The organism is Nocardia sp. NPDC052566, from assembly GCF_044547285.1.
Taxonomy (GTDB): Bacteria; Actinomycetota; Actinomycetes; order Mycobacteriales; family Mycobacteriaceae; genus Nocardia.
The window spans coordinates 1,189,572-1,215,989 of record NZ_JBIUAF010000003.1 but is presented as its reverse complement, the minus strand read 5'-3'; the positions used below and the strand labels follow the sequence as shown (position 1 = coordinate 1,215,989).

The following is a 26,418-nucleotide window of genomic DNA, read 5'->3' as shown; positions in this document are numbered from 1 at the left end:
GCCTGCGTCAGTCGGTGACCAGGGTTTCGGCGGCGGTGCGGATGACGGCCGGGATTTCCACCGGTTTGCGGGATTCGGCGTCGACGTAGACGTGGACGAAGACGCCGGTGGCGGCGAGTTCGAGTGCGCCGTCGGTGTCGCGGAAGATGGCCAGGTCGTAGGTGATGCTGGAGCGGCCGAGGCGGGAGATGCGCAGGCCGACCTGTACCTGGTCCGGGAAGCTCAGTGAGCCGAGGAACTGGCATGAGGTCTGCGCGACCACGCCGAGCGCGGGCAGGTCGCGGATGTCGGTGCCGGTGGCGTGCATCAGCCACGCGTTGACCGCCGTGTCGAAGTACGAGTAATAGGTCACGTTGTTCACGTGGCCGTAGTGATCGTTATCCGCCCAGCGGGTGGGGACCGGCCAGAGCACCGGATACTGCGTGGTCACCCGGCCGACGATAGCTCAGCCGCCGCGCCGCCATGGCGGTGGTCGCGCGGGCTGATGCCGAAGTGCCGTTTGAAGGCGGTGCTCAACGCGAACGCACTGCCGTAACCCACTTGGCGGGCAATGGATTCCACCGTCGCCTCCGACTCCTGCAGCAGGTCGGCGGCGAGCGCGAGCCGCCATTCGGTCAGGAACGCCATCGGCGGTTCGCCGACCAGATCGGTGAATCGGCGGGCGAGCGCGGCCCTGGATACGCCGACCGCCTCGGCCAGGCCTGCCACCGTCCAGCCGTGCGCCGGATTGTGCTGCAGCAGCCGCAATGCCTTGCCGACCAGCGGATCGCTGTAGGCGTGATACCAGGCAGGCGCGTCGTTGCGGGCGAACCAGGCACGCAGCGCGGCGATGAGAACCATATCGAGCAGGCGGTCGAGCACCACGGTCTGCGCGGGCTCGTCCTTGGTCGCCTCGTCGACGAGGATGTCGAGCAGCCTGGTGTCGAAATCGCCGCGCTGCAGCACGATGATCGGCGGCAGCGCGCGCAGCAGCCGCTGGCTCGCCGCACCGGCCGACTCGTAGGTGCCGGTGACCATCATGGTCGCGCCTGCCGGGTCGGTCCCCCATTGGCGAACACCGAGATTCAATGTCTCGCAGAGGATTTCACCGTCCGGCGTCTTCGTCACCTGACCGGGATGGATGATGATCTGCGGTTCGGTGGCCGGGTCGTCGGCGATGGTGTAGGGCTCGGGGCCGCGGAAGATCGCGACGTCACCGGCGGACAGCTGCCGTGGCGCGCCCTTGCCGGTGCTGATCCAGGCGCCACCGCGAATCATCGAGACCACCGTCAGCGGCGCCTGGTCCTGGATGCGCAGCGACCACGGCGGATCGAGTAGCGAGCACATCACGAACGCACCACGGGCGCGTGGACCTTCGAGCAGACTGGCGAGCGCATCCACGAGTCAACGGTAGACGATCGCGCATGATCATGAGCCGCTGAACTATGTTTCGTCGCGGCCCGCGCCGATGTACTAGAGGCATGACAAACAGCAACGCAAACCAGGCACTGACCCTCGTCACCGGCGGCACCGGCAAGACCGGCAGCCGGGTCGCCGAACGGCTCGCCGCGCTCGGCCACCCGGTCCGGGTCGGCTCTCGCAGTGCCGACATCCCGTTCGACTGGGCCGACCGTGGCACCTGGTCCGCCGCGCTGACCGGCGTCGACGCCGTCTACGTCGCCTATCAGCCCGATCTGGCCGTGCCCGGCGCGCCGGATACGCTGCGCGCCTTCGCGGCGGCGGCGAGCGCAAGCGGTGTGCGCAAGCTGGTGCTGCTGTCGGGTCGCGGTGAGCCGGAGGCGGTGGAATGCGAACAGATCGTGCAGGGCAGCGGACTCGACTGGTCCATCGTGCGCTGCAGCTTCTTCGCCCAGAATTTCAGCGAGGGCGCGTTCACCGACTACATCCTGGCCGGCGAGGTCGCGATGCCCAACGGCGATGTGCCGGAACCGTTCGTGCACGCCGACGATATCGCCGACGTCGCGGTCGCCGCGCTGACCGACGACCGCCACAACGGCGAACTGTACGAGCTGACCGGCCCGCGGGCACTGACCTTCGCCGAGGCGGTGGCCGAGATCGCCGCGGCCACCGGTCGCGAGATCGCCTTCATCCCGATCGGCCGAACGGAATTCGTTGCGGGCCTGACCGAATACCAGGTCCCCGCCGATGTGGTCAGCCTGCTCGACTACCTGTTCGGCACCATCCTGGACGGCAGGAACTCCGCGACCGCCGACGGCGTGCGGCGCGCACTCGGCAGGGAGGCAAAGGATTTCACCGATTACGCGAAGGAGACATCCGCCACCGGAATCTGGAATGCCGAGCGGCAGTGACGGGTTGGAACAACTGACACCCGTGGACATGGGTCTCAGCGCCGAGACCCACCCGAACCGGAACAACCGGGTCGACGTAGCCCCGGACCGGCACCGCGGAGGTTGGTCTCGGCGTCCTCGCCGAGCCCCTACGATTCGGCCCGCTCCCCTCACCGGCGGGCCAGTCGGGGCGCCGCGCTGCGCGGATGGCACCGCTGCCACACAGCCCTCGACTTCCCGCATGCGATTCGGGGTACGGGAAATCATGAGGTGCGCGGCCTGTGTCAGTCGGTGACACCTGCGGTGGCCGATCGACAGTCGGCACCACGGGATCGGTCGGCCCACTGCCGACGCGGTGATCGCCGGTACCGTCGGACTGGTGCCGACGCAAACGCTCGAGCGTCACCTCCGAGTCGCGCGCGCCGCGGTGTTCGCGGTGTTCATGCTCAACGGATTCATGCTCGCCATGTGGGTGGTGCATATCCCGGCGATCACCACCCGAACCGGGGTCGATCCGGCCGCGCTAGGCACGTTCATCGTGTTGATGGCGACAGCGGCCATAGTCGGAATGCGGGTCGCGGGGCCGCTTGCCGATCGGTTCGGCAGCCGGACGCTGGTCGGTGCGGCCGCCACCATCGGCTCCTCGGCGGTGCTCGGGCCCGGCCTCGCGACCAACCCGCTGACGCTGGCAATCGCGCTGTGCTGCTTCGGTTTCGGCAACGGCGCGCTGGACGTCTCGATGAATACCCAAGCGGTCCATGTGGAACGCGCCTACGGCCGCCCGATCATGGCCGCCTTCCACGCGCTGTTCTCCGGCGGCGGACTGCTCGGTTCGCTCATCGGCGCGGCAACGCTGCGCGCGGGCTTGGATGCCCGCCTGACGCTGTCGCTCGCGGCGGGCGCGGGCATAGTGGCCACCATCGCGCTGGTGCCGTGCCTACTCCGCGACACCAACGGGGCCGAATCGACACCTGAGGTCGTCGAACCGTCCCGTGCCGTTTCCGCACCGCGCGCGACGCCGAATCGGAGCCGAAAGGTGCTGGCGCTGGGCGTGATCGCGTTCGGAATCCTGCTCGCCGAAGGGGTGGCCAACGATTGGAGCACCCTGCACATGCGCGACCACCTCGGCGCCGACGAGGCGACGGCCGCACTGGCTTTCGGCGCGTTCTCGGTCACCATGACGGCGGGCCGGTTCACCGCCGACCGGTTCAGCGGCGCGTTCGGCCGCGTCGCGGTGGTGCGCTACGGCACCGCGCTCGCCGCGCTCGGCCTCACCCTGGTGATGGCGTCGCCGTGGATTGCGCTGACGCTGCTCGGCTGGGCGTTGACGGGCCTCGGCCTCTCCGGCGTTGTCCCGCAGATCTTCACCGCCGCGGGCAATCTCGGCTCGGCCACGGCGGCCACCGACATGTCGAAGGTCTTCGGCCTCGGCTACTTCGGCCTGCTCGCCGGGCCCGCCGTGCTCGGCTGGCTGACCCTGGTCATCCCGCTGACCGCGACCATGGCGGTCCCACTCGTCGTCGTCCTGCTGTGCTGCTGGCAGGCCGGAGCGGTCGCTCCTACAGGTACAGTCCCGGATTGACCTCGTCGGGACGGCCGGCATGAATCACGGTCTCGCCGTTGCGGAGAGCGGAGAGTTCGGCCAGCGTGGCACCGTCCGGATGCGGATCGGCGCCGGCGTGACCGGCACGAGCGAGCCAAGCGGCGGATTCGGCACCGGAGAGTCGGCCGACCTCGATCTGCGCCAGACAGCGCCCGGGACGCACGACCGCGGGGTGCAGCCGGGACAGGTCCTCATTGGTGGTGATGGCGACGAGGACGTCACGGCCCTGGCCGAGCATACCGTCGGTCAGGTTCAGCAGGCGGGAAAGCCCCTGTCCCGCTGCCTCTTTGGCCTCACCGCGAATGAGCTCGTCGCAGTCCTCCAGCACCAGCATGCGCCAGCGCTGCTGCTCCTCGTCGTCGCTGTGCACGCCGGCGGCGACCTCCATGAGGTAGCCGGGCTTGCCGAACATCAGCTCGGGATCGAGCACGCAGTCGAACTGGCACCAGGAGGCCCACGCACGGGCCAGTGCGCGCAGCGCGGTGGTCTTGCCAGTGCCCGGCGGTCCGTGCAGCAGCACGAGCCTGCCGCGGACCTCCGCGGCGGTGAGCGCCATCAGCTGGTCCATGGCGGTACCGGCATCGGCGGCGTAGTTGCCGCGGATATCGCCCCACGCCGGTGCGGAAATGGTCCGGCCGCGCCGGGACGGCCCGCGCGTATCCATGTACCAGAAACCCATTTCGATGGTCTCGGACACGGTGACCTGCGCGACCGCATCGCGGATCGATTCGGCGAGCACCGATCGCGCCAGCTCGTCGCTGACCGCGGTGACCTCGACCATCGCCGAACCACCTGTCCAGCGGATCGCGCGCAGCGTCCAGCCCGGCCCGACCGCGAGCAGCTGGCCGCTGTCGTCATCGTCGAGCACGGAGCGCAGCACCTGCGCCTGCGCGGGCCGCAGCGGCGCGTTCGGGTCGACCCGCTCCAGGTTGGCTTTGCGGGCGTACGGCTGATCGCCGCGCAGGAACGGGGCGAGCGCGAGCGCGTCGAGCGCGTCGCGGGTCGAATAGCTGGAGTCGATGGTCACGCCCCACGGCAGCCGCTCGGCGAGATCGTCCGAGGGCTCCCCCGGACCGATCAACCGAAGAGGCTCTGTACGTGAAGAAGACACTCGAAGCATGATCGCCCGCGCGCCGAAGCGGTGTCCACTGAATAAAACGACGGCCCGCCGACCTCGGGGAGAGGTCGGCGGGCCGTACGGCGCAACCGCCTACAGCGCCTTCAGTTCCTCGGTCACCGCGCCGACGGACTTCTTGGCGTCGCCGAACAGCATCGAGGTGTGATCCGCGTAGAACAGCGGGTTGTCGATGCCCGCGAAGCCGGAGTTCATCGAGCGCTTCAGCACGATGACGCTCTTGGCCTGGTCGACGTTGAGCACCGGCATGCCGTAGATCGGGCTGCTGGAGTCCTCGCGGGCGGCCGGGTTGGTGACGTCGTTGGCGCCGATCACCAAAGCGACATCGGTGCGGCCGAATTCGCCGTTGATGTCGTCCATTTCCTTGAGTGCGTCGTAGGACACCTCGGCCTCGGCGAGCAGCACGTTCATGTGGCCCGGCATGCGACCGGCCACCGGGTGGATCGCGTACTTGACCTCGACGCCCTTGGCCTCCAGTAGCGCCGCCATCTCCTTGACCGCGTGCTGTGCCTGCGCGACGGCCATGCCGTAGCCGGGCACGACGATCACCTGGTTGGCGTAGGCCATCTGAATGGCGGCGTCCGCGGCCGAGGTGGCCTTGGCCTGCTTCTGCTCACCATCGGAGGCGCCGGGAGCCGTTCCGCCGCCGCCGAATCCACCGGCGACGATGGCGGGGATGGATCGGTTCATCGCCTTGGCCATCAGGTTGGTCAGGATGGTGCCGGACGCGCCGACGATCATGCCCGCCACGATCATCGCGGTGTTGTTCAACGCCAGACCCGCCGCGGCGGCGGACAATCCGGTGAGCGCGTTGAGCAGCGAGATCACCACGGGCATATCGGCGCCGCCGATCGGCAGCACGACCATCAGGCCGAGCACACCGGCGAGCACCAGCACCGCGATCATCCACACTTGCGGCACACCATCATTGGTGGCGCCGATGCCGATCACCACGGCCGCGGCGATGGCGCCCGCGAGCAGCAGCAGGTTCAGCGGCTGCTGCAGCTTGCCGATGCCGATCGGCTTGCCGGGCAGGATCTCCTGCAGCTTGCCGAAGGCGATGAGCGAGCCCCAGAACGAGATCGAGCCGATGATCGCCGCGAACAGCGAGCCGATCACGATGTGGACCGTCGGCTCCTCGTCGAAGTGCGAAAAGCCTTGGCTGTTGATGAATTCCGACCACGCGATGAGCGCGACGGTGCCACCGCCGACGCCGTTGAACGCGGCGACGAGCTGGGGCATCGCGGTCATCTTGGTGAACTTCGCCGGCGGCACGCCGAGCGCGACGCCGACCACCAGACCGGCGACGATCAGGATCCAATTACTGGTGTGGCGCACCGAAATCAGCGTCGCCACCACGGCGATGACCATGCCGACGGCCGCGATCAGGTTGCCGCGCACCGCGGTCTTCGGACCGGTCAGGCCCATCAGGCCGTAGATGAACATGCCGAAGGCCACGATGTAGAGGCCGTTGACCAGGTAGGTCACATTGTCGAAGGTGTGCATTACTTGGCCGCCTTCTTGCCTTTGAACATGCCGAGCATGCGGTCGGTCACCACGAAACCACCGATGACGTTCAAGGTTCCGAACACGACGGCGATGAACAGGATGATCTGCGTGAGGATCGACGGGTTCTCGACATTGCCGAGCGTGACGAGCGCGCCGAGCACCACGATGCCGTGGATGGCGTTGGTGCCCGACATGAGCGGGGTGTGCAAGGTGTTGGGCACCTTGGAGATCACCGCGAACCCGACGAATCCGGATAGCACCAGAATCGCGATGTTGGCGAGCAGTTCGGTATACATCAGGCATCTCCGCTTACGTTTGTCGGTTCGCTCGGCAGGCCTCGCTCGTGCGTGACGCAGGAATCCGCGAGCACCTGATCACCGAAGTCGGGGGCGAGCTTTCCGTCCACCAGCATCAGTTCCAGCAGTGCCGCAATGTTTTTCGAGTACAGCTCGCTGGCGTGCTCCGGCATGGTCGCGGGCAGGTTCAGCGGCGAGGCGATGGTCACCTCGTGCTTGACCACGATCTCGCCCGGCTCGGTCAGCTCGCAGTTGCCGCCGGTCTCGCCGGCCAGGTCGACGATGACGCTGCCCGGCTTCATGCCCGCCACGGCGGCGGCGGTGACCAGCCGCGGCGCCGGACGGCCTGGGACGAGCGCGGTGGTGATCACCACGTCGAAGCCCTTGATCGCGTCCTCCAGCGCCTGCTGCTGCTGTGCCTTCTCCTCGTCGGTGAGCTCGCGGGCGTATCCGCCCTCACCGGCCGCGTCGATGCCGAGGTCGAGCCACTGCGCACCGACCGAGCGCACCTGATCGGCGACCTCGGGGCGCACGTCGTAGCCGGTGGTGCGCCCGCCGAGGCGCTTGGCCGTCGCGAGTGCCTGCAGGCCCGCGACACCGACGCCGAGCACAAGCACGGTGGCGGGCTTCACGGTGCCCGCCGCGGTGGTGAGCATCGGGAAGAAGCGGGTCGATTCCGACGCCGCGAGCAGCACGGCCTTGTACCCCGCGACATTGGCCTGCGAGGACAGCGCGTCCATCACCTGGGCACGCGAGATGCGCGGGATCGCCTCGACCGCGAAGGCTTGCACCCCAGCGGTTTTCAGCGCGCCGATCTGATTGTCGGCATTGCGTGGGGCCAGGAACCCGATCAGTGTCTGTCCCGCGGTCAGCTTGGCCACCTCGGCGTCGCTCGGCGGCGCCACCTTGACGACCACGTCGGCCGACCACGGATCGCCGATCGTCGCACCGGCTTCGATGTAGGCGGCGTCGGGAATGAGCGCACCGAGTCCGGCACCAGCCTCGACCACCACGTCCACGCCGTGCTTCAGCAGGCTGGGAATGATCTTCGGCACCAATGCGACTCGTCGTTCGCCCGCGTTCGACTCGCGAACAACTCCGACACGCGCGCCACGTGACGACGAATCGCCTACGCTCTGCGTTGTCTCCACTGTCTGACTTCCTTTTCGTGCGGGGGTCGAGCCTTCCGCGTTGATCGCTGAGGGCACTGCGTCGTCGGCACTTCAGGGGATATTACTTTTGAGTAAGTTGGCTTAAATCTTCGCAACTGTACCCGCCCCTGTGAATGTAGTTGAGATGCCCGTCACAGTTCGATGCCGGATTTCGGCGTTATGTCGGGATTCCGTATGGGATGACGGACATCGTGACTACCTCCGTACCCGTCCATCGATTCGATCGCTGTCGAGTTCGATGGTGATCGGCCCCGGTGTGCTGGGACAAGACCGAACGTCCAGGTCCATTACTTACCCGGAGGTTGGCGAACAGGTCAGACGGTCGGGGCGCGAACGAACAGTGACGGGCGTCATGTCCACGCCGTAAGGTCTGCAATGTGAGCGAGCTTGTGAGCGAACCATGATGCAGCGACGTCTGTCAGGCCGGAGCCGAGCGCCAGCGAGGCGCAGGCATGACTGACTGCGTCTTCTGCCGGATCGCGGCAGGCGAGGCTCCGGCAACGAAGATATACGAGGACGACACCCTGTGCGCATTCCTCGACATCCGGCCGATCGCCCGCGGCCACACGCTGGTGATCCCGAAGCGGCACGCCACCGAGCTGGAGGATCTCGACGCCGACCTCGGTGCGCAGATGTTCCGCGCCGGGCATCGGCTCGCGCTGGCCATCCGGCGCAGCAGCCTGTCCGCCGACGGCGCGAACCTGGTGCTCAACGACGGCACGGCCGCCTTCCAGACCGTGCCGCATGTGCACCTGCACGTGATACCGCGCAATCACGGCGACAAACTCCGCTTCGCGGCGGGCCTGCTGCTGCGCCGCCCGCACGAGCCGATGACCACCGCCGAAGCCATCAAGGGCGGCATCGCGGCGCTCGAAGCCGAGGACGAAGGGAAATCCGCATGACCGACCCGACCCTGGAGCGGATCGGGCTCACCGCCCGGCTGTCGGAGCAGTGGGACGCGATCGCCGCGCTCGTCGCCGACCTCGACGAAACCCGGTGGCGGACACCGTCACCCCTGCCGGGCTGGACCGTCTTCGACGTGGTCGCGCACGTGATCGGCACCGAATCCTGGCTACTCGGCGAGAAGCCGCCCGCACAGGATCCGGCGCAACCGAACGTCGACGTGCGCACGCTGCCGCACGTACGCCACGAGACGGCGGTATTCAACGAGATCTGGGTGCAACGGCTGCGGCCGCTGTCCGGCGTCCGGCTGCTCGAGCTGTTCGGCGAGGTCACCGAGCGCAGGCGCAAGGCGCTCGCGGCATTCGGTGACACCGAGTGGCAGGCCGAGACGCCCTCGCCGATCGGGCCGACCAGCTACGGCCGGTTCATGCGGGTGCGGCTGTTCGACTGCTGGATGCACGAACTCGATATCGCCGACGCGCTCGGCGTGCGGGTCGACGAGGGTGGCCCGCGCGCGGAGTCGGCCTTCGCCGAGTTCGCCGGATCGATCCCCCGGGTGGTCGTCAAACTGGGGAAAGCGCCCGCCGGATCCAGGGTGACCTTCGCGGTGACCGGCCCGCTGGCCAGGAATCTGCACATCCAGGTGGCCGACCGCGCCGCCTACGTCCCGGCGTTCGACGAACCGGCGACCGTCGAGATTCGTTTGGACTCCGGGCTTTTCGTCCGCCTCGGCGGTGGCCGGAGCACCGCCGACGACCATCGCGGCGAGATCGAATACACCGGCGACGCCGAGCTGGGTTCCCGCATCGCGCGCAACCTGGCCTTCACGTTCTGACGGCCCACTATGCGACTGTTCCTGTCCAGCTACCGATTCGGCGCGCACTACGACCGGTTCGCCGCGCTGGTCGGTGGTCCCGGCCGAATCGCGGTGATACCCAACGCCTGTGACTCCTGGGCCGATGCATGGGCCTCGGCGGTCACCAGCGACCTGGTGCCGCTGCGCAACCTCGGCTACACCCCCGAGGTGCTCGATCTGCGCGAATACCTCGGCCGCCCCACTGAAGTCGCGCGGCGGCTGGCCGAATACCCGGCGGTGTGGGTGCGCGGCGGCAACACCTTCGTGCTGCGCACCCAATTCGCCCGCAGCGGAGCCGATCTCGCGCTGCGTCGGCTGCTCGCCGAGGACGCACTCGCCTATGGCGGTTACAGCGCGGGCGCCTGCCTGCTGACGCCGGATCTGCACGGCATAGAGGCGATGGACGATCCGGACCAGGTGCGCACCACCTGCGGTGTCGAACCACGCTGGGACGGACTGGGTCTGGTCGATCGGCGGATCGTCCCGCACGTTGCGTCCGCCACCGACCCGAACGGCGAAAGCGACCGGCTCGCGCAGCGCTACCGCGCCGAGGGCGTGCCACACTGGGCGCTCACCGACGACGACGCCATCGTCGTCGACGGGACGCGGATCGAGGAGCTGATCACTCCACCGGCGACATGACCTCGGCCGGTTCGCGACGGCGGCGGAACACCACCCAGCGCATGGCGCTGTACATGTAGACCGCCTCGCACGCGCCCGCGAGCAGGCGCGACAGGTGGTATTCGAGACCGAGCGCGGTCAGGCCGCTGCCGACGCCGAGGATGAACGCGACGTAGTTGATCACGACGACCACCACGTACAGCGCGGCCTGCCTGCCGACCGGCGCGTGCGAGTGGAAGTTGAAGGTGCGGTTGAGCACGAAGCTCAGCCCGAACGCGCACGCGTAGGCGAGGCTGACCGACAGCCACACCGGCAGGCCGAGGCCGCCGTGCAAGCCGGTGAGCAGCGCCAGATCCACCGCGAAGGTAAAGCTGTTGATCAGCGCGAAGCCCAGGAAGGTCGGCGCGACAACACGATTCAGCCGCAGCGGCAGGCGGGCGACGACCGCGGCACACCACCGGTTGAACCGGTCCGCGATGCCGTCGGTCGTCGTCGCCAGCTCGTGCACGCGGCCAGCCTGCCAGCGCCAAGTGTCCGCCAGGTGAGCATCGGGCAAACTAGGCGGCCAGCGCGGTGACCCGCGCCGCAACCATAGGGCCGCAGGCCGTGCTTGTGCGGATCGACGGTGACCGAATCGCGGGCGGCGATGGGACCCTGTCACGGCCGATCGAACGCCGCATGCCCAGCGAGGGGAACCTAGCGTTAACTTAAGAGTTGTGGACCTGCATGATCTCATCGACAGCCTACCCGACGGCACGGTAGTCACCGATCCCGACCTGCTCGCGAGCTATCGGCAGGACTGGGCGCGCGACCCCGGCGCCGGGACACCGCTCGCCGTCGTCCGCGCGACCGGCACTGCCGATGTCGCCGCTACCCTGCGCTGGGCGCACGAGCACAAGGTGCCCGTTGTGCCGCGCGGCGCCGGTTCCGGGCTGTCCGGCGGCGCGACCGCGGTGGACGGCGGCATCGTGCTGAGCACCGAACGGATGCGTGCGATCACCGTCGATCCGGTCACCAGAACCGCGGTGGCACAGCCCGGTCTGCTCAACGCCGAGGTGAAACGCGCTGTCGCCGAACACGGTCTGTGGTACCCGCCGGACCCCTCGTCGTTCGAGATGTGCTCGATCGGCGGTAACGCCGCAACCAACGCGGGCGGGCTGTGCTGCGTGAAGTACGGCGTGACCACCGATTACGTGCTCGGCATGGAGGTGGTGCTCGCCGACGGCACGGTGGTGCGGCTCGGCGGGCCACGGCTGAAGGATTCGGCGGGGCTCTCGCTGACCAAGCTGTTCGTCGGCAGCGAGGGCACGCTCGGTGTGATCACCGAACTCACCCTGCGCCTGTTGCCCGCTCAGCCGCCGCAGAGCACCGTCGTCGCGACCTTCCCCTCGCTGACCACCGCCACCGAGGCCATTCTGGCGATCACCGGCACGCTGCGGCCGTCCATGCTCGAGTTCATGGATTCGGTGTCGATCAACGCGGTCGAGGACGAAATGCGCATGGGGCTCGACCGTTCCGCGGCGGCACTGCTGGTGGCCCGCTCGGACGCGCCGGGCGAATTCGCGAGGCACGAGGCCGAGATCATGGTGGCCGCCTGCGAAAAGGCCGGTGCGACAGAGGTTTTCCACACCGAGGATCCGGAGGAGGGCGAGGCATTCGCCGCCGCACGGCGTTTCGCCATCCCGGCGGTGGAGAAGATCGGGCCGCTCCTGCTCGAGGACGTCGGCGTTCCGCTGCCGCGCCTGGGGGACCTGGTCACCGGCATCGCGGAGATCGCGGCGCGCAATGATGTGCTGGTCTCGGTGATCGCGCACGCAGGCGACGGCAACACCCACCCGCTGATCGTGCACGATCCGGCCGATCCCGCGAACACCGAACGCGCGCACTGCGCCTTCGGCGAGATCATGGATCTGGCCATCGCGCTCGGCGGCACCATCACCGGCGAACACGGTGTCGGCAGGCTGAAGAAGGCCTGGCTGCCCGATCAGCTCGGCCCGGACGTGATGGCGCTGACCCGCCGCATCAAGGACGCGCTCGACCCGAACGGCATCCTCAACCCCGGCTCGATCCTCTGAGGGAACATTCCCGCCACCGAAGGAGTTTCACCCGATCATGACGACAAGGCTCGAGCACAACGTCGCCGATACCCGTTTCGAGATCTACATCGACGACACCCTGGCGGGCTATGCCGACTACGCGGAGCGCGAAGACCCGAAAGTGCGCGACTTCCACCACACCATGACCTTCCCCGAATTCCGCGGCCAGGGCGTCGCGGCCAAGGTCGTCGAATACGCACTGGACGACTCACGCGCCCAAGGCTTCTCGATCATCCCCACCTGCTGGTACGTCGAAAAGTACATCGCCGCCCACACCGAATACGCCGACCTCGTCGCGTAGGCCGCTACCTGGTCTTTCGACCGAAACGAAAGCATCCGGGAATCACCGGTATTCGTCGGTGAGCTCATCTAGTGTGGTGCCACCTCCCTTCGCGGGGCGGAGGACATAGGTCCTGACTCCGCGCCCAGGAGGGAGGTGTGGGTCTATGGGGAATCATCGAACGATTGCCGGAAGGCACCGGAAGAAGGTGCCCCGGTCAACTGGGCTGCTGTTAGCGCCAGCGTCGCCGCAGTTGCCGGGGCAATCTACTTCTTGGTCCGACGGTTGAGGACCAATTGATCCACGGGCAGGGCGTCTGTACAGGGCGCTCTGCCCCAACCGTCATCACTCAAGGTGACAGAAGCCACTGTACCTCGCAGCGGGTGCCGTATGCAGCGGCTATCGGCCCATTCGCAGGTATTCGGCCAGGATCGGGCCGATGGCCGCGAGTGACTCCGGGGTGATCAGTTTGTTGTGTTCGTGGCCGGTCTGGTGGTTGGTGATGTCTCCGGTGAGGTAGGGGCGCCAGGTGTCCGCGTTCGATGCCAGGCCGGGGCGGGTGTTGGTGCTGCTGAAGAAGAGGATGTCGCCGTCGAAGACGGCGGGGCGGTAGTCGGCCGACTGACGGATCAGGCGGAGATAGTCGTCGTAGAGGCGTTGCAGGTCCTCGGGTGTGAGAGCGGCGAAGGCGCCGCCCGCATCGCGCAGCAGTGCCGCGGCGCGCTCGGGTAGCGGGGTGTCGTCGGCGGCGGCGAGCTGGGCCGGGTCGATGCCGCCGAACTCGGCGAGCAGGAATTCGGCCGGTGCCATGGCGTCGTCGGTGAGCGGTTCGATGTCCGCGCGGCCGTCCATGATGACCAGGGCGGAGACGCGTTCACCTCGCCGCTGCAATTCGATCGCAACGGCGTGCGCCAGCGGACCACCCGCGGAGTAGCCGAGTATCCGATACGGGCCGAGCGGCTGGGTCATCAGGATCTCGTCGGCGTAGCGGGCCGCGCGTTCGGTCAGTGACCGGTCCGGTTCGTCGTCGGTGACGGCGGGCGATTGCAGGCCGTAGATCGGGTAGCCCTGATCGAGGTGCGGCACCAAACCGGCGTAGCCCCACGCCAATCCGATGGCCGGATGCACGCAGAACAGCGCGGGACCGTCGCCGGAACCGCGCAGCGGCAGCACCTGACGCAAAGCGGGATCCACTGCGGCGCTGCTGCCGTCGAGGATCCGCTGCGCCAGCGCGCCCGGCGTCGGGTCACCGAACATCCACTGCACCGGCATCGCGAAACCGAGCTCGTCCCTGATCATCGCGACCAGCCGGATCGCCACCATCGAGGTGCCGCCGAGCTCGAAGAAGTTGTCGTCCAACCCGACTCGGTCCGCGCCGAGCACCTGCTCGAACGCCGCGACGACCGCGTGCTCGGCGGTCGTCACCGGCGGCCGGTACGGCATGTCCTTGCGGTGCAACGCCGTTGACGGCGGCGCCTGGTAGACGGCGGTGCCGGGTGGCGCCGTCACGTCGAGCGCGCCGACCACGATCGCCGGATGCGCGGTGACCGCGTCGAGCACCTCGACATATCGCCGCGCCAGCGCTTCCGCGGTCTCCTCTTCGAACAGGTCACGGGAGAAGGTCAGCGTGCCGCGGATGCCCGCGGGCGCACCCTCCTCGTCGTGCTCCTCGACCAGCATCCACTCCAGGTCGAATTTCGCACCGACGGCGGGCAATTCGACCGGATGCACATCGAGTCCGGTGAACCGGATCTGCTCGTGATCGAAGTTCTGCAGCACAAGCAGCACCTGGAACAGCGGGTGGTGCGCGGTGGACCTGGTGGGCGCGAGCACCTCGACGAGCCGTTCGAAGGGGACGTCCGCGTTGCCGAAGGCATCCAGATCCGTCTCTTTCGTTGCGGCGAGCACGGTTTCGAAGGTGGCCTCGGCGTCGACGCGGCTGCGCAGCACCAGTGTGTTGACGAACATGCCGACCAATTCGTCCAGTTCACCGTCGCCGCGCCCGGCGATCACCGAGCCGATCGCCACATCGGGTTGCCCGGACAGCCGTGACAGCAGTACCGCGAGCGCCGCGTGCGCGACCATGAACACGCTGACCCCGTGCCAGCGGGCGACCTCCCTGATCCGTTGCTGCACGGCGGTGTCGATGGCGAAGTCCACCATCGTCGCACGATGGGTCAGCACCGCCGGCCGCGGATGATCGGTCGGTAGCATGGGCACGTCGGGCAGTCCGGCCAGCGCGCCGCGCCAGTATTCGAGTTGCCGATGGGCGACCGTGCCGGGTTCGGTATCGTCGCCGAGCAATTCGTGCTGCCACAGCGCGTAGTCCGCGTACTGCAGCGGCAGCGGATTCCACTGCGGCGCGGCCCCCGCCAGCCGAGAGGCCCAGGCCACCATCACATCCCGGGTCAACGGCGCCAATGACCAACCGTCGGAGGCGATGTGGTGGGTGACCACGATCAGCAGCGCACGCCCCTGGTCCGGGCGCAGCAGCCAGACCCGCATCGGCAGCTCGCGGGTCAGATCGAACCCCTTGGCGGCCAAGCGCATCGCGCTCTCCACCGTCGTGCCCGCGGCCACCTCGGCGACCTGCAGCGGTATCTCGATCTCGTCCATGCCGACGATGCGCTGGTACGGCTCGCCGGTGACGTCGACCGGGTAGACGGTGCGCAGCGATTCATGCCTGGCCAGCACGTCGGCCATGGCGTCGGCGAGCACCGTCGCGTCCACGTCACCGGACAGCTCGAAGGCTCCCGGCACATTGTGCGCGGGCGAGGACGGGTCGTAGCGATTGAGGAACCACATGCGCCGCTGCGCCGCCGACAGCGGAATGTGTTCCGGCCGTTGCCGCGGCCCCGGACGCGGGCCGGGCGGGGTGGCGGCGGTACGCACGGCGAGCGCGAGTTCGGCGACGGTCGGCGCGTCGAAGACGGTGCGCACCGGGATCCTGGCGTTCAGCGCCGCACCGAGCCGGGCGGCGATCCTGGTCGCGATGAGCGAATTGCCGCCGAGGGCGAAGAAGTTGTCGTCCAGGCCGATGCGCTCGATGCCGAGCAGTTCGGCGAAGACCTCCGCGATCGCCCGCTCGGTCGGGGTGCTCGGCGGGCGGTAGCGGCCGGACCGGATATCGGGCGCGGGCAGTGCGCGCCGGTCCAGCTTGCCGTTGGCCGTGCGCGGCAGCTCGGGCAGCACGATGATCGACGAGGGCACCATATATGACGGAAGTCGTTGCGCCACCTGGTTCTTCAGATCATCCGCGTCGAATGCCGCCGAATCCGCCTGCACCACATAGGCGACGAGCAGTTCGCCGACCGCGGGATCGGTGTACACCTCGGCGACCGCCTGCTCCACCGAGGGGTCGGCGAGCAGCGCCGAGGTGATCTCGCCGAGTTCGATGCGCAGCCCGCGCAGTTTGACCTGCAGATCGGAGCGGCCGAGGTAGTGCAGATCGCGACCGCGCCAGTAGACCAGGTCGCCGGTCCGATACATCCGCTCGCCCGGCGCACCGTACGGATCGGCGAGGAAGCGCGCGGCGGTCAGATCGCCACGGCCGTGGTAGCCGCGCGCCAGGGCGAGGCCCGACACATACAGCTCGCCGACCACGCCCTCCGGCACCGGCCGCAGCCGTCCGTCGAGCACCATGGCGCGCAGGCCTGGCACCGGCCCGCCGATGGTCACCTCGTCGCCGGGGGCGAGCGGCGCGCTGCCGGTCGCCCAGATGGTGGTCTCGGTGGGCCCGTAGTCGTTGAAATGCGTGCGCCCCGGCGCCGCCCAGCGGGCGACCAGCTCCGGCGGGCATTCCTCACCGCCGGTGATGATCGCCCGCAGCGCGGTGCCGACGGTCGCCGGATCGACCGACGCCAGCGCCGACGGCGTCAGCGCGATATGGGTAACCCGCTCCCCCGCAAGCAATTCCGCCAGTTCCACGCCGCCGAACGCGGTGGGCCCCGCGATCACCATGGTCGCCGCGGGTCCGACCGTGAGCAACAGCTCGAGCACCGCGGCGTCGAAACTCGGGGAGGCCAGGTGCGCGACCCTGGAGTCCGGCGTCGAGCCGAGCCGATCCCGCTGTATCTCGGCCACATTGGCCAAACCGGCGTGGGTGACGACGACGCCCTTCGGCCGCCCCGTCGAGCCGGAGGTGAACAGGACATACGCGGCCTGCTCCGGTCGCAGTGCCGCGCGCTCGTCCACTTCGATCGCGGATTCCTCGGTGGCGGCGAGTATTCCGGCGGTCGCCGGATCGTCCAGCACCAGCCAGCGCACCGCATCCGGCAGCGCGGGCGCGAGCGCCGCGGTGGTGATGCCGATCGTCGCGGCGGAGTCGGCGAGGATCTGCGCGATCCGCTCCGCCGGATAGGCGGGATCGACCGGGGCGAACGCCGCACCGGTCTTGGCCACCGCCCACACCGCGAGCACCGACTCGATGGAGCGGCGCAGCGCGAGCACGACCAGCGTCTCCGGGCGGGCACCGGTCCGAATCAGCGTTCTGGCCAACCGATTCGAGCGCTCGTCGAGTTCGCGGTAGGTGAGCGCGACCGTACCGTCGGTCACCGCTGTGCCGTCCGGGTTGGCGGCCACCGCCGCCGCGAGCAGTTCGGGCAGCGTCCGCGGTGCGGCGACGGCAGGCTCGCCGCGCGACAGCATCTCGGCATGTTCATCCCGGTCGAGCAGCTCGATATCGCCGACCGGCGCCGCCGGGTCCGCCACCACCGCGCGCAACAGCCGAAGCCAGCGCGCCGCAAGGCGCTCGACCGTTTCGGCGTCGAAAAGGTCGGTGGCGTAACCGATTCGCACCGCGAGCCCGCCGCCCTGCCGCTCCGCCACCGTGACACTCAGGTCGAACCGGATCGCCTCCTGATCCAGCTCCAGCGCGCCGACCCGCAGATCGGGCAGCGCGAATTCGACCGGCGCGAGGTTCTGGAAGATCAGCATGACCTGGACGAGCGGATGCCTGGCCGCCGAGCGCGCGGGCTCGAGCACATCGACGAGCCGCTCGAACGGCACGTCGGCGTTGGCGAGCGCGTCGAGATCGGCGCGGCGCACCCGGTCCAGCAGACCGACGAACGGCTCCGCCCCGTTCACCTCGGTGCGCAGCACCACGGTGTTGACGAACATGCCGACCACGGCATCGAGCTCGGCGGCGCCGCGACCGGCGACCGGGGTGCCCATCGCGATATCCGTGGTGGCGCCGAGCCTGGCGAACAGCGCGGCGAGCGTGCCGTGCAGCACCATGAACAGCGAGCTCTGGTTGGCACGTGCCAGCGCGTCCAGGCCCGCGGTGAGCTCGGTATCGATCGTCCGCAGCACCGTGCCCGCGCGCAGCGACGCCGTCGCGGGCCGCGCGCGATCGGCGGGCAGCGCCAGCTGATCCGGCAGTCCGGCGAGCGTCTCGCGCCAGAACTGAATCTGCCTGGCCAGCAGCGATTCCGGATCGTCGGCGGCGCCGAGCCGGTCGTGCTGCCACAGCGCGTAGTCGGCGTACTGCACCGCGAGCGGCGTCCAGACGGGCACGCCGCCCTGCCTGCGCGCGATGTAGGCGGCCATCAGGTCGCGCGCCAGCGGCCCCATCGAGAAGCCGTCGGCGCTGATGTGATGGGCGACCACCACGAGCACGTGCTCGTCATCCGAGAGACGGAACAGCCGCAGCCGCACCGGAATCGCGGCGGTCACGTCGAATCCCGCGGTGACAGCTTCGATTACCGCTCCGGGGAGCTCCGATGCCGCGGTCACGATCGGCTCGAGGTCGAGCGCTACCGCATCGGCGGGCAGGATCACCTGATGGCCGACGCCGTCGCGGGCCGGGTAGACGGTGCGCAGCGACTCGTGCCGGTCGAGCACATCGTGCAGTGCGCCGCGCAGCGCGTCGAGATCGAGCTCTCCGTTGAGCCGCAAGGCAATCGGGATGTTGTAGGCACCGGAATCGGGGTCGTATCCGTTGACGAACCACATCCGCTGCTGTGCGGGCGAGAGCGGGACAATCGGCGGCCGCGGCCCGCGCCGCGGCCCCGCCTCGGCCAGGCCACCGGTGACACGCACCCGCTCCGCCAGCGCGCGTACCGTCGGCGCCTCGAAGATCGTGCGCACCGGCACCTGGGCGCCGAGCGCCGCGCCGATGCGCGCCGCGACCCGTGCCGCGGACAGCGAATCGCCACCGAGCGCGAAGAAGTCGTCGGCCGCACCGACCCGATCACGGTGCAGCACCTCGCCGAACGCCTCGGCGATCACCCGTTCCCGGCCGATCGGCTCGACGTAGTCGGCCACCGCCAGTTCGGGTTCGGGCAGCGCACGCAGGTCGACCTTGCCGTTGCCGGTGAGCGGCAACGATTCCAGCACCGTCACCGTCGCGGGCACCAGATGCCGCGGCAGCCGCGCGGTGGCGTATTCGAGCATCCGTGCCGCCGTCAGCTCGGCGCCCGCGGCCGGGACGACATAGCTCGCCAGCGCGTGGCCGCCCGCCGCGCCGTTCCTGGCCACGGTGACCGACATGGCCACGCCGTCGCGGGTGCGCAGCACCGCGTCGACTTCGCCGGGCTCCACCCGGATTCCGCGCACCTTGACCTGAGAGTCGTTGCGCCCCACATACTCCAGCCGCGCGTGCGAGACGCGCCGGACGAGGTCGCCGGTGCGGTACATCCTGGCGCCCGGCGTCCCGAAGGGATCGGCCACGAACCGTTCCGCCGTCAGCGCCTGCTGGCCCGCGTAGCCGCGCGCCAGGCCGGGACCCATCAGATACAGCTCGCCCACCGTGCCGTACGGCACCGGGCGCAGCCACTGATCCAGCACCGCGAGCCCCATGCCAGGCAGCGGCGCGCCGAGGCCGATCGGCTCACCGGGGGCGAGCGGCGGTGTGCAGGTGGCCGCGGCCGTGGCCTCGGCGGGACCGTAGGAGTTCAGCAGCGTCCGACCGGCGCCGAGCCGTGCGGCCAGCTCCGGCGGGCACGCCTCACCTCCGGTGATCACCACCCGGACACCGGACATGGCCGCGGTCGGCACGGTCGCGAAGACACCGGGGGTGGTGATCACATGGGTGGCCGCGGCTTCCACGATCACCCCGCCGAGCTCGGCGCCCGCGCTCGCCTCCGGCGGTGCGATCACCAGGGTCGCCCCCGAGGCCAGCGTCCACAGCCACACCAGCACGGCGGCGTCGAAACTCGGGTTCATGCACAGCAATACCCGGTCACCGGGATGCGCGGCGGCGCGCGCGCCGATGCCTGCGACCAATCCGGACAGACCCGCGTGCGTGACCGCGACGTTCTTCGGCGTTCCGGTCGATCCCGAGGTCGCGATGATGTAGGCCGGATGACCGGCGCGCAGCGGTGCGCGCCGGTCGGCGTTCTTGATCGGCGCATCGGCCGCACTGTCGACGGCGGCGCGCAGCACCGGATCGTCGAGTTCCTGCCAGGACACCGAATTCGGCAGGTGCGCACGGTGTTCGGCATCGGTCACGCCGAATGCCGCGCCCGTGCCCGCCGCGATGACGGCGATCCGCTCCGCCGGATGCAGCACGTCGACCGGCACGAACGCGGCGCCGGATTTGGCGATCGCCCACACCGCGACGAACCACTCGACCGAGCGCGGAAGGGCAAGCAGTACGGCCGATTCCGGGCCGGCGCCGCGTTCGATCAATACCCGGGCCAGCCGGTTCGATCGCGCGTCGAGCTCGGCGTAGCCGAGTTCGGTCGTCCAGCCGCACACCGCGATTCGGCCGCGCCGCGCGCCAACGGCGAGCAGGTCGGGCAGCAGGCGCAGCGGTTCCGGCCTGGCGCGCAGCACCTCCGCGCTGTCGGCGGGCACGCCGCCGCGCACCTGCGCGACGCGCCGCGTCGGATCGCCGCTGAGCCGCTCCAGGATCCGCGCCAGCCGCCCGACCATGTCCACGGCCTCGTCGGCCTCGAAGAACCGCGGCGCGTAGGTGAGCACCAGCCGCAGCCGCTCACGGGCGTAGGCGGCCAGGGCGAGTGGATAGTGGGTGCCATCGCGGCCGCGGAAGTCCTCGACCCGCAGGCCGGCTCGATCGGTCGCCGCGGACAGCGCCGCCGCGTCCACCGGATACGACTCGAACACGGTCGCGGTGTCGAACAGCGGACCGAGCCCGACTTCGGCCTGGATCTCGGTGAGGCCGAGGGCATGCTGTTCGAACAGCGCGCTCTGCTCACGATGCACCCTGGCCAGCAGTTCGCCGACGGATTCGGCGGGCGAGAGCGCGATCCGGATCGGGATGGTGTTCACCAGCATGCCGACCATCCGCTGCGCCCCGGCCACTTCGGGCGGGCGCACGGAGACGGTCGCGCCGAACACGATGTCGGCGCCGCCGGTCAACTCGGCGAGCAGCAGGCCCCAGCCGACCTGCACGATGGTGTTCAGCGTGACGCCGCGTTCGGCCGCGGCGCGCGCGAGCTTCGTCGAATTGCGCTCCGGCAGCGGCACATCGATGCTGCGCGTCGGCGGCATGTTCGCCTCGCCCGCACGCAGGCGCCCACCCCTGGTCGGGGTGACCAGCGTGGGCCCGGACAGCCCGGCCATGGCGGTGCGCCACGCCGCCCGCGCGGCAGCGGCGTCGCGCGCGGTGAGCCATTCCAGATAGCGGCGATAGGACACCGGCGCATCGAGCACCGATTCCGCACCGGCACTTGCGCTTTCGTAGATGGCGAGCAGTTCGGCGAACAGCAGCGGCATCGACCAGCCGTCGAGGATCAGGTGGTGATTGGTGATCACCAGGCGCACCATGCCCGGTCCGCGCCGTAGGCAGAGGAACCGCAGCAGCGGCGGCGAATCCAGCTCGAACGGCACGGCGAGCTCGGCATCGGCCAGCGCGTCGCAATCCACCGGTCCGGCATCGACACAGCGCCACGGCAGCACCGGATCCGCGAGCACCACCTGCACGGCGGCGTCGCCGGTCGGCACGAACGCGGTGCGCAGCGCGTCGTGCCTGCGGACGAGCGCCTGCGCGGCCGCGGCGAGCCGGTCGGTGTCGATATCGCCCGCGAGATCGATCACCGCCTGCACCGAATAGCCGTCGGTGCGGCCACCGGCCAGCTGCGCGTGGAACAGCAGCCCGCGCTGCAGCGGTGCGAGCGGCCACACGTCGGTGAAAGCCGGGTAGCGCGACTCCCATTCGTCGATCTGGCCCTGGGTGGCCGACACCAGCGGCAGATCCGAGGGGGTGAACCCGCCGGCCCCCGGTTCGGCGAGCAGCGCCGCGATATCGGCCGCCGCCGACATCCAGTGGCGGACAAGCCGTTCCACGTCATGCCGGTCGATCACCGAGGACGTGTACTGCCATACCGCGTGCAGGACGGGGCCGTCCGCGCCGTCGATGGATACCGCGTCGAGCGCGATCACGGCGGTGGCGGGCAGCTCGGGATCGCCGGTGCCGCCCAGCTCGGTGCCCGCGGCCACCGGCAGCCACGGTCCCGCGGCGGCGCCGAGCACCTGCCCGAGATAGTTGAACCCGACCTGCGGCAGTGCGCGCAGCCGCGGACCGGTCTCCGGATTCAGGTAGCGCAGCAGTCCGTAGCCGAGCCCGCCACTCGGCACGGCGCGCAGCTGCTCCTTGACCGCCTTGATCGCGGTCGCCGGCCCGTCGAGGCCGGTCAGTCCGAGCCGCAGCGGCACCTGGCTGGTGAACCATCCGACGGTGCGGGACAGGTCGGCGCCTGGCACCGCGTGCTCCTCGCGGCCGTGGCGTTCCAGCATGACGAGCGCGGACTCGCGGCCGGGGCGCCACCGGGCCAGCGCGATCGCCAGCGCGGTCAGCAGCGCCTCCTCGACGCCGCAGCGGAACGCCGCCTGCATCCGCTCGAGCAGTGGCGCGGTGGTTGCCACCGGCAGTGCCACCTCGATGCGCTCGACATCGCGGCGCAGGTCCACCGCGGGATCCAGGTCGCGACGCCCGAGCGGCGGATCGGCGGCGGCGAGCATCCCGGTCCAGTAGCCGAGCTCATCGGTCCACGAATCCTCCAGTGCGGCAGCGGAAAGCGCGTGTGCCCAGGTGCGCATGGAGGTGCCGACCGCGGGCAACTCCGGCGCCAGACCGGCCGATACCTGCCCCCACGCGGCGATCAGATCGGCAATCACGATGCGCCAGGACACCGCGTCGAAAACCAGGTGGTGCACGACGATGGCGAGCCGCCCGGCACCGGCGGGTCCGGCGTCGAGCCAGGTCGCGGCGAGCATGCGGCCCGCAGCCGGATCGAGGCGGTCCTGCGCGGCGGTGAGCGCGGGCGCCACCACCACGTCGTCCTCGACGCACGCGGTGCGGGTGAGCAGCGCGCCCGCATCGACCTCGGCCGCGGGCCGCACCTCGAGCGCGCCACCGATCAGCCTGGCGCGCAACATATCGTGCCGATCCAGAACGGCCTGCATGATCCGTACGAGGGTGGGCCTGTCGATGCCGGGCGGCAGCGCGAGCACCATGGATTGCCCGAAACGCTGCCAGCCCGTCGGGTTGTCGAGCAGCCAGGACACGATGGGAGTGCGCGCCACCGTACCGACACCGGCACCCGGCAACTCGCGCAAGACCTTTCGCTGTTCCGTCGGCGCGGTGGCCACCCTGGCCAACCCCGCGGGCGTCGGATGTTCGAAGACATCGCGCGCCGCGAACACCAGCCCGGCGGCACGGGCACGCGACACCAGCTGGATGGACAGGATCGAATCGCCGCCGAGCGCGAAGAACGATGCCTCCGCGCCGACCTCTGGCAGGCCGAGCACCTCGGCGAACAGCGCGCACAGCACCCGCTCGGTCTCCGTGCCCGCCGCCGTGACCCGTTCGGGCACAACGGGTTCCGGCTCAGGCAACGCCTTGCGATCAATCTTGCCGTTACCGGTCATCGGCAGGGCGTCGAGCACGGTGATCGTGGCGGGCACCATATGGCCGGGCAGTCTGCGAGCGCAGAACTCACTCAGCGCCGACACATCGAGTTCGGTGCCGCGCGCGGTGGGCACCACATACGAGGCCAGCGCCGACCCGCCGACCTCGGTGCGCCGCAGCACGGTCACCGCGATATCGACCGAGGCGTGCGCGGCCAGCACCGCGTCCACCTCGCCCAGCTCGACGCGCATGCCGCGCAGCTTCACCTGGAAGTCGCTGCGGCCGACGTATTCCAGAATCGGATGACCGTTGCCCGACTCGGCGGCCACCGCGCGCCAGCGGACCAGGTCACCGGTCCGGTACATCCGGCTGCCCGGCGGACCGAACGGGTTCGCCACGAAACGCTCGGCGGTCATCCCGGCGCGCCGGGCATATCCGCGGGCCAGACCCGGTCCGGCGAGGCAGAGTTCACCGGCCGTGCCGATCGGCACCGGCCGCAGCCGACGATCCACCACGAGCAGCCCGACACCGGGAACCGGCGCGCCGATGCCCGATGGTCGATCCGAAACGAGCCCCTCGGTGAAGGTGGCCGCGACGGTGGCTTCCGACGGGCCATAGGAATTCACCAGCTTGCGACCGGGCCCGAACCGCGCAACCAGCTCCGGCGGGCACGCCTCGCCACCGGTGGACACGGCACGTATCCCGTCGAGCGCGTCCGCGGGCAGTGAGGCGAGCACCGCGGGCGTCGAACACAGTTGGGTCACTCGGAAATCGCGGATCGCCGCGGCAAGCCCGGCGCCCGCCACCGCGTCGTTGTCGGCGATCACCAGCGTCGCGCCGGACCCGAACGCGACGAACAGCTCGAGTATCGATGCGTCGAAACCCGGGTTCAGGCAGTGCAATACCCGCGATCCCGGCCCTGCCTCGTAGGAATCGCGCACCGCGGCAGCGAGTCCGGCCAGCCCGGCATGGGTGACGACGACGCCCTTCGGCGTACCCGTCGAACCGGAGGTGAACACGATGTAGGCGGAATTGTCCAGTGCCGCATGCGATCCCGGCTCGCGCCCGAGCCCGGTGGAATCCGCGAGAACGTCCGGATCGTCGAGCGTGATCCAGGTGATCCCGTCCGGCAGCTCGGGAAGCTGCGCGGAGACCGTAATACCCAGTCGCGCACCGGATTCAGCGGCCATCTGCGCGACACGGCCGGCGGGCACGCCATTGCCCACCGGCACATAGGCCGCACCGGAGCGCGCGACGCCCCACAGCGCGAGCACCGACTCCACCGAACGCGGCAGCGCGACAAGCACACTGGTCTCCGGCCCCGCGCCACGGTCGATCAGCCTGCGCGCCAGCCGATTCGACAGCACATCGAGCTCACCGTAGGACAGCGTGCGCTCTCCGCACAGCACCGCGGGCGCGGCGGGACCCGCGGCGCGCAGTCCCGCCTCGAGCACCTGGGGCAGCAGCCGGGGGTCCGGAGCTGCCGCACCCTGCATCCCGGCGGTCAGCTCACGCTCGTCGTCCAGGAAGTAGTCGAGCTCGCGCACCGGCGTATCCGGTGCGGCGGCGAGCATCGACTCGAACAGCACCATGAATCGGTTGTGGTGGCGGGCAAGCGATTCCGCATCGTAGAGCGCGGGATTGGCGTGGAAGTCGACATGGATCGGGCTCTGCGCGCCGTGCTGGTACAGGTTGACGAACAGGTCCTCGATCGGCCCCGAGGTCAGCACGTGCAGGCTCGACCGCACGCCGGTGAAATCGACCTCGGTGGGGAACAGCATGATGTTCACCACCGGGCCGACGAAGCCGCGCCCGCCCCCGACCTCGCCCTGTCGCATCTCCTCGTGCCGGAATCGCTGATGGCGCAGCGCGCCGGACACCTCGACCCGGATCGCGGCGACGATATCGGCGATCGTGCTGGTATCGGTGACCTCGACGCGCAGCGGCACCACATTGGCGAGCATGCCGCCCGAGCGCCGCAGCAGCGCGGTGGTCCGGCCGGACACCGGCAGGCTGAGCACCACATCCCGCTGACCGGTCAGCCGCGCGTAATACAGCGCGAGCGCCGCCATCAGCAGCGCGGGCGCACCGACCTCCAGCCGCTTGGCGGCACCGTCCAGCCGCTCGGACTGGTTGTCCGACAACATGATTCGATGCTGGCGGCCGAGCGCATGAGCCGGCGCCGCCGCCTCGACCAGGCTGCACCGGTCCGGCATGCCCGCCGTCCGCTGCGCCCAGTACTCGGCATCGGTGCGGAACCGGGACGAGTCGCGATAGCTCATCTCGACCTCGTGCAGTTCGCGCAGGCTCGCCGCACCGGCGGGTTTCGGCTCGGTGCCTGCCAGCGCCGCGTTGTACAGCTCGGCGACCCGGTACAGCAGGCTCGCCGAACCGAACCCGTCGAGCTCGATGTGATGGACCCGCGAGTACCACAGCACCCGCTGCGGGCCGACCCGGATCAGCGCGGAGACACCGAGCGGCTCGCCGAGCAGGTCGATCGGCGCGGTCACATCGGCGCGCATCCAGCGCATCGCCTCCGCATCCGGATCCGCCGCATCGCTCAGATCGAGGTAGGTCACCTCGGGTTCGATCCGCTGATCAACGACTTGCCAAGGGCGCGAGTCCTTTTCGGTGAGCCGCAGCAGGCCTGAGCCGAATTCGAGCGCGCCCTGCGTCGATGCCTTGCGCAGCAGCTCGATATCGAGCGGGCCGACCATCTCGATGTACTGCGCCTCGTACAGCGGCACCCCCGGGTCGAGCTGCTGGGCGTACCACATGCCCAACTGGGCAGGCGACAGCGGAAATTCAGTGGTCGAAACCTGATGTGTCATTACCCCGGTCCCCCC

At 69.6% G+C, this 26,418-nt stretch carries 14 protein-coding genes and 1 pseudogene; 7 read left to right on the top strand and 8 right to left on the bottom strand.

Going from position 1 to position 26,418, the window contains the following annotated elements; all coding sequences use genetic code 11:
* Window positions 1-7 precede the first annotated feature (7 nt).
* Window positions 8-430, bottom strand: coding sequence for an acyl-CoA thioesterase (locus ACIG5A_RS19290; RefSeq protein ID WP_397241609.1), 423 nt, complete (start codon window positions 428-430; stop codon window positions 8-10).
* Entirely contained in the window at window positions 427-1,380 is a 954-nt protein-coding gene (locus ACIG5A_RS19285; RefSeq protein WP_397241607.1) for an AraC family transcriptional regulator, read from the bottom strand. Before ACIG5A_RS19285 ends, ACIG5A_RS19290 begins: the two co-directional genes overlap by 4 nt.
* Before the next feature lie 80 nt (window positions 1,381-1,460).
* Here ACIG5A_RS19285 and ACIG5A_RS19280 point away from each other — a divergent pair, with 80 nt between their 5' ends.
* Window positions 1,461-2,309, top strand: a complete 849-nt coding sequence (locus ACIG5A_RS19280; protein WP_397241605.1) for an SDR family oxidoreductase — start codon at window positions 1,461-1,463, stop codon at window positions 2,307-2,309.
* Window positions 2,310-2,730: 421 nt separating this feature from the next.
* Entirely contained in the window at window positions 2,731-3,870 is a 1,140-nt protein-coding gene (locus tag ACIG5A_RS19275; protein WP_397241876.1) for an MFS transporter, read from the top strand.
* On the opposite strand, the gene ACIG5A_RS19270 is transcribed toward ACIG5A_RS19275, so the two are convergent.
* The 4 genes from ACIG5A_RS19270 to ACIG5A_RS19255 form a co-directional block, all read right to left on the bottom strand.
* Complete coding sequence (locus ACIG5A_RS19270) at window positions 3,848-4,972, bottom strand: DUF5925 domain-containing protein (RefSeq protein WP_397241603.1); 1,125 nt, start codon at window positions 4,970-4,972, stop codon at window positions 3,848-3,850. The two genes, ACIG5A_RS19275 and ACIG5A_RS19270, sit on opposite strands and share 23 nt — an antisense overlap.
* A gap of 129 nt (window positions 4,973-5,101) precedes the next feature.
* Window positions 5,102-6,514, bottom strand: a complete 1,413-nt coding sequence (locus tag ACIG5A_RS19265; protein WP_397241874.1) for an NAD(P)(+) transhydrogenase (Re/Si-specific) subunit beta — start codon at window positions 6,512-6,514, stop codon at window positions 5,102-5,104.
* A 17-nt stretch (window positions 6,515-6,531) separates the two neighbouring features.
* Entirely contained in the window at window positions 6,532-6,831 is a 300-nt protein-coding gene (locus ACIG5A_RS19260; RefSeq protein WP_397241601.1) for an NAD(P) transhydrogenase subunit alpha, read from the bottom strand.
* Entirely contained in the window at window positions 6,831-7,982 is a 1,152-nt protein-coding gene (locus ACIG5A_RS19255) for a Re/Si-specific NAD(P)(+) transhydrogenase subunit alpha (protein ID WP_397241599.1), read from the bottom strand. Before ACIG5A_RS19255 ends, ACIG5A_RS19260 begins: the two co-directional genes overlap by 1 nt.
* Before the next feature lie 473 nt (window positions 7,983-8,455).
* Between ACIG5A_RS19255 and ACIG5A_RS19250 the strand changes: the two genes are divergently transcribed.
* From ACIG5A_RS19250 to ACIG5A_RS19240, 3 genes are read left to right on the top strand one after another with little or no spacing between them, the layout of a single operon-like run.
* Window positions 8,456-8,905, top strand: a complete 450-nt coding sequence (locus ACIG5A_RS19250; protein ID WP_397241597.1) for an HIT family protein — start codon at window positions 8,456-8,458, stop codon at window positions 8,903-8,905.
* Window positions 8,902-9,741, top strand: coding sequence for a maleylpyruvate isomerase family mycothiol-dependent enzyme (locus tag ACIG5A_RS19245; RefSeq protein ID WP_397241595.1), 840 nt, complete (start codon window positions 8,902-8,904; stop codon window positions 9,739-9,741). The genes ACIG5A_RS19250 and ACIG5A_RS19245 overlap by 4 nt, the downstream gene beginning before the upstream one ends.
* A 9-nt stretch (window positions 9,742-9,750) precedes the next feature.
* Window positions 9,751-10,404, top strand: a complete 654-nt coding sequence (locus ACIG5A_RS19240; protein ID WP_397241593.1) for a Type 1 glutamine amidotransferase-like domain-containing protein — start codon at window positions 9,751-9,753, stop codon at window positions 10,402-10,404.
* Here ACIG5A_RS19240 and ACIG5A_RS19235 read toward each other — a convergent pair.
* Window positions 10,385-10,891: a GtrA family protein gene (locus tag ACIG5A_RS19235; protein ID WP_397241591.1), complete on the bottom strand. Its 507-nt coding sequence runs from the start codon at window positions 10,889-10,891 to the stop codon at window positions 10,385-10,387. The genes ACIG5A_RS19240 and ACIG5A_RS19235 overlap by 20 nt on opposite strands.
* A gap of 208 nt (window positions 10,892-11,099) precedes the next feature.
* Here ACIG5A_RS19235 and ACIG5A_RS19230 point away from each other — a divergent pair, with 208 nt between their 5' ends.
* Window positions 11,100-12,458 carry an FAD-binding oxidoreductase gene (locus ACIG5A_RS19230; RefSeq protein ID WP_397241589.1) on the top strand — a complete coding sequence of 453 codons (1,359 nt, stop codon included), beginning with the start codon at window positions 11,100-11,102 and terminating at the stop codon, window positions 12,456-12,458.
* 28 nt (window positions 12,459-12,486) lie between these two features.
* Window positions 12,487-12,780, top strand: a pseudogene (locus tag ACIG5A_RS19225) (GNAT family N-acetyltransferase); the annotation flags it as partial.
* 378 nt (window positions 12,781-13,158) lie between these two features.
* Here the strand turns inward: ACIG5A_RS19225 and ACIG5A_RS19220 are convergent.
* The gene (locus ACIG5A_RS19220) at window positions 13,159-26,403 is read right to left on the bottom strand and encodes an amino acid adenylation domain-containing protein (RefSeq protein ID WP_397241587.1); all 13,245 of its coding nucleotides are present in this window, start codon (window positions 26,401-26,403) and stop codon (window positions 13,159-13,161) included.
* Window positions 26,404-26,418 lie beyond the last annotated feature (15 nt).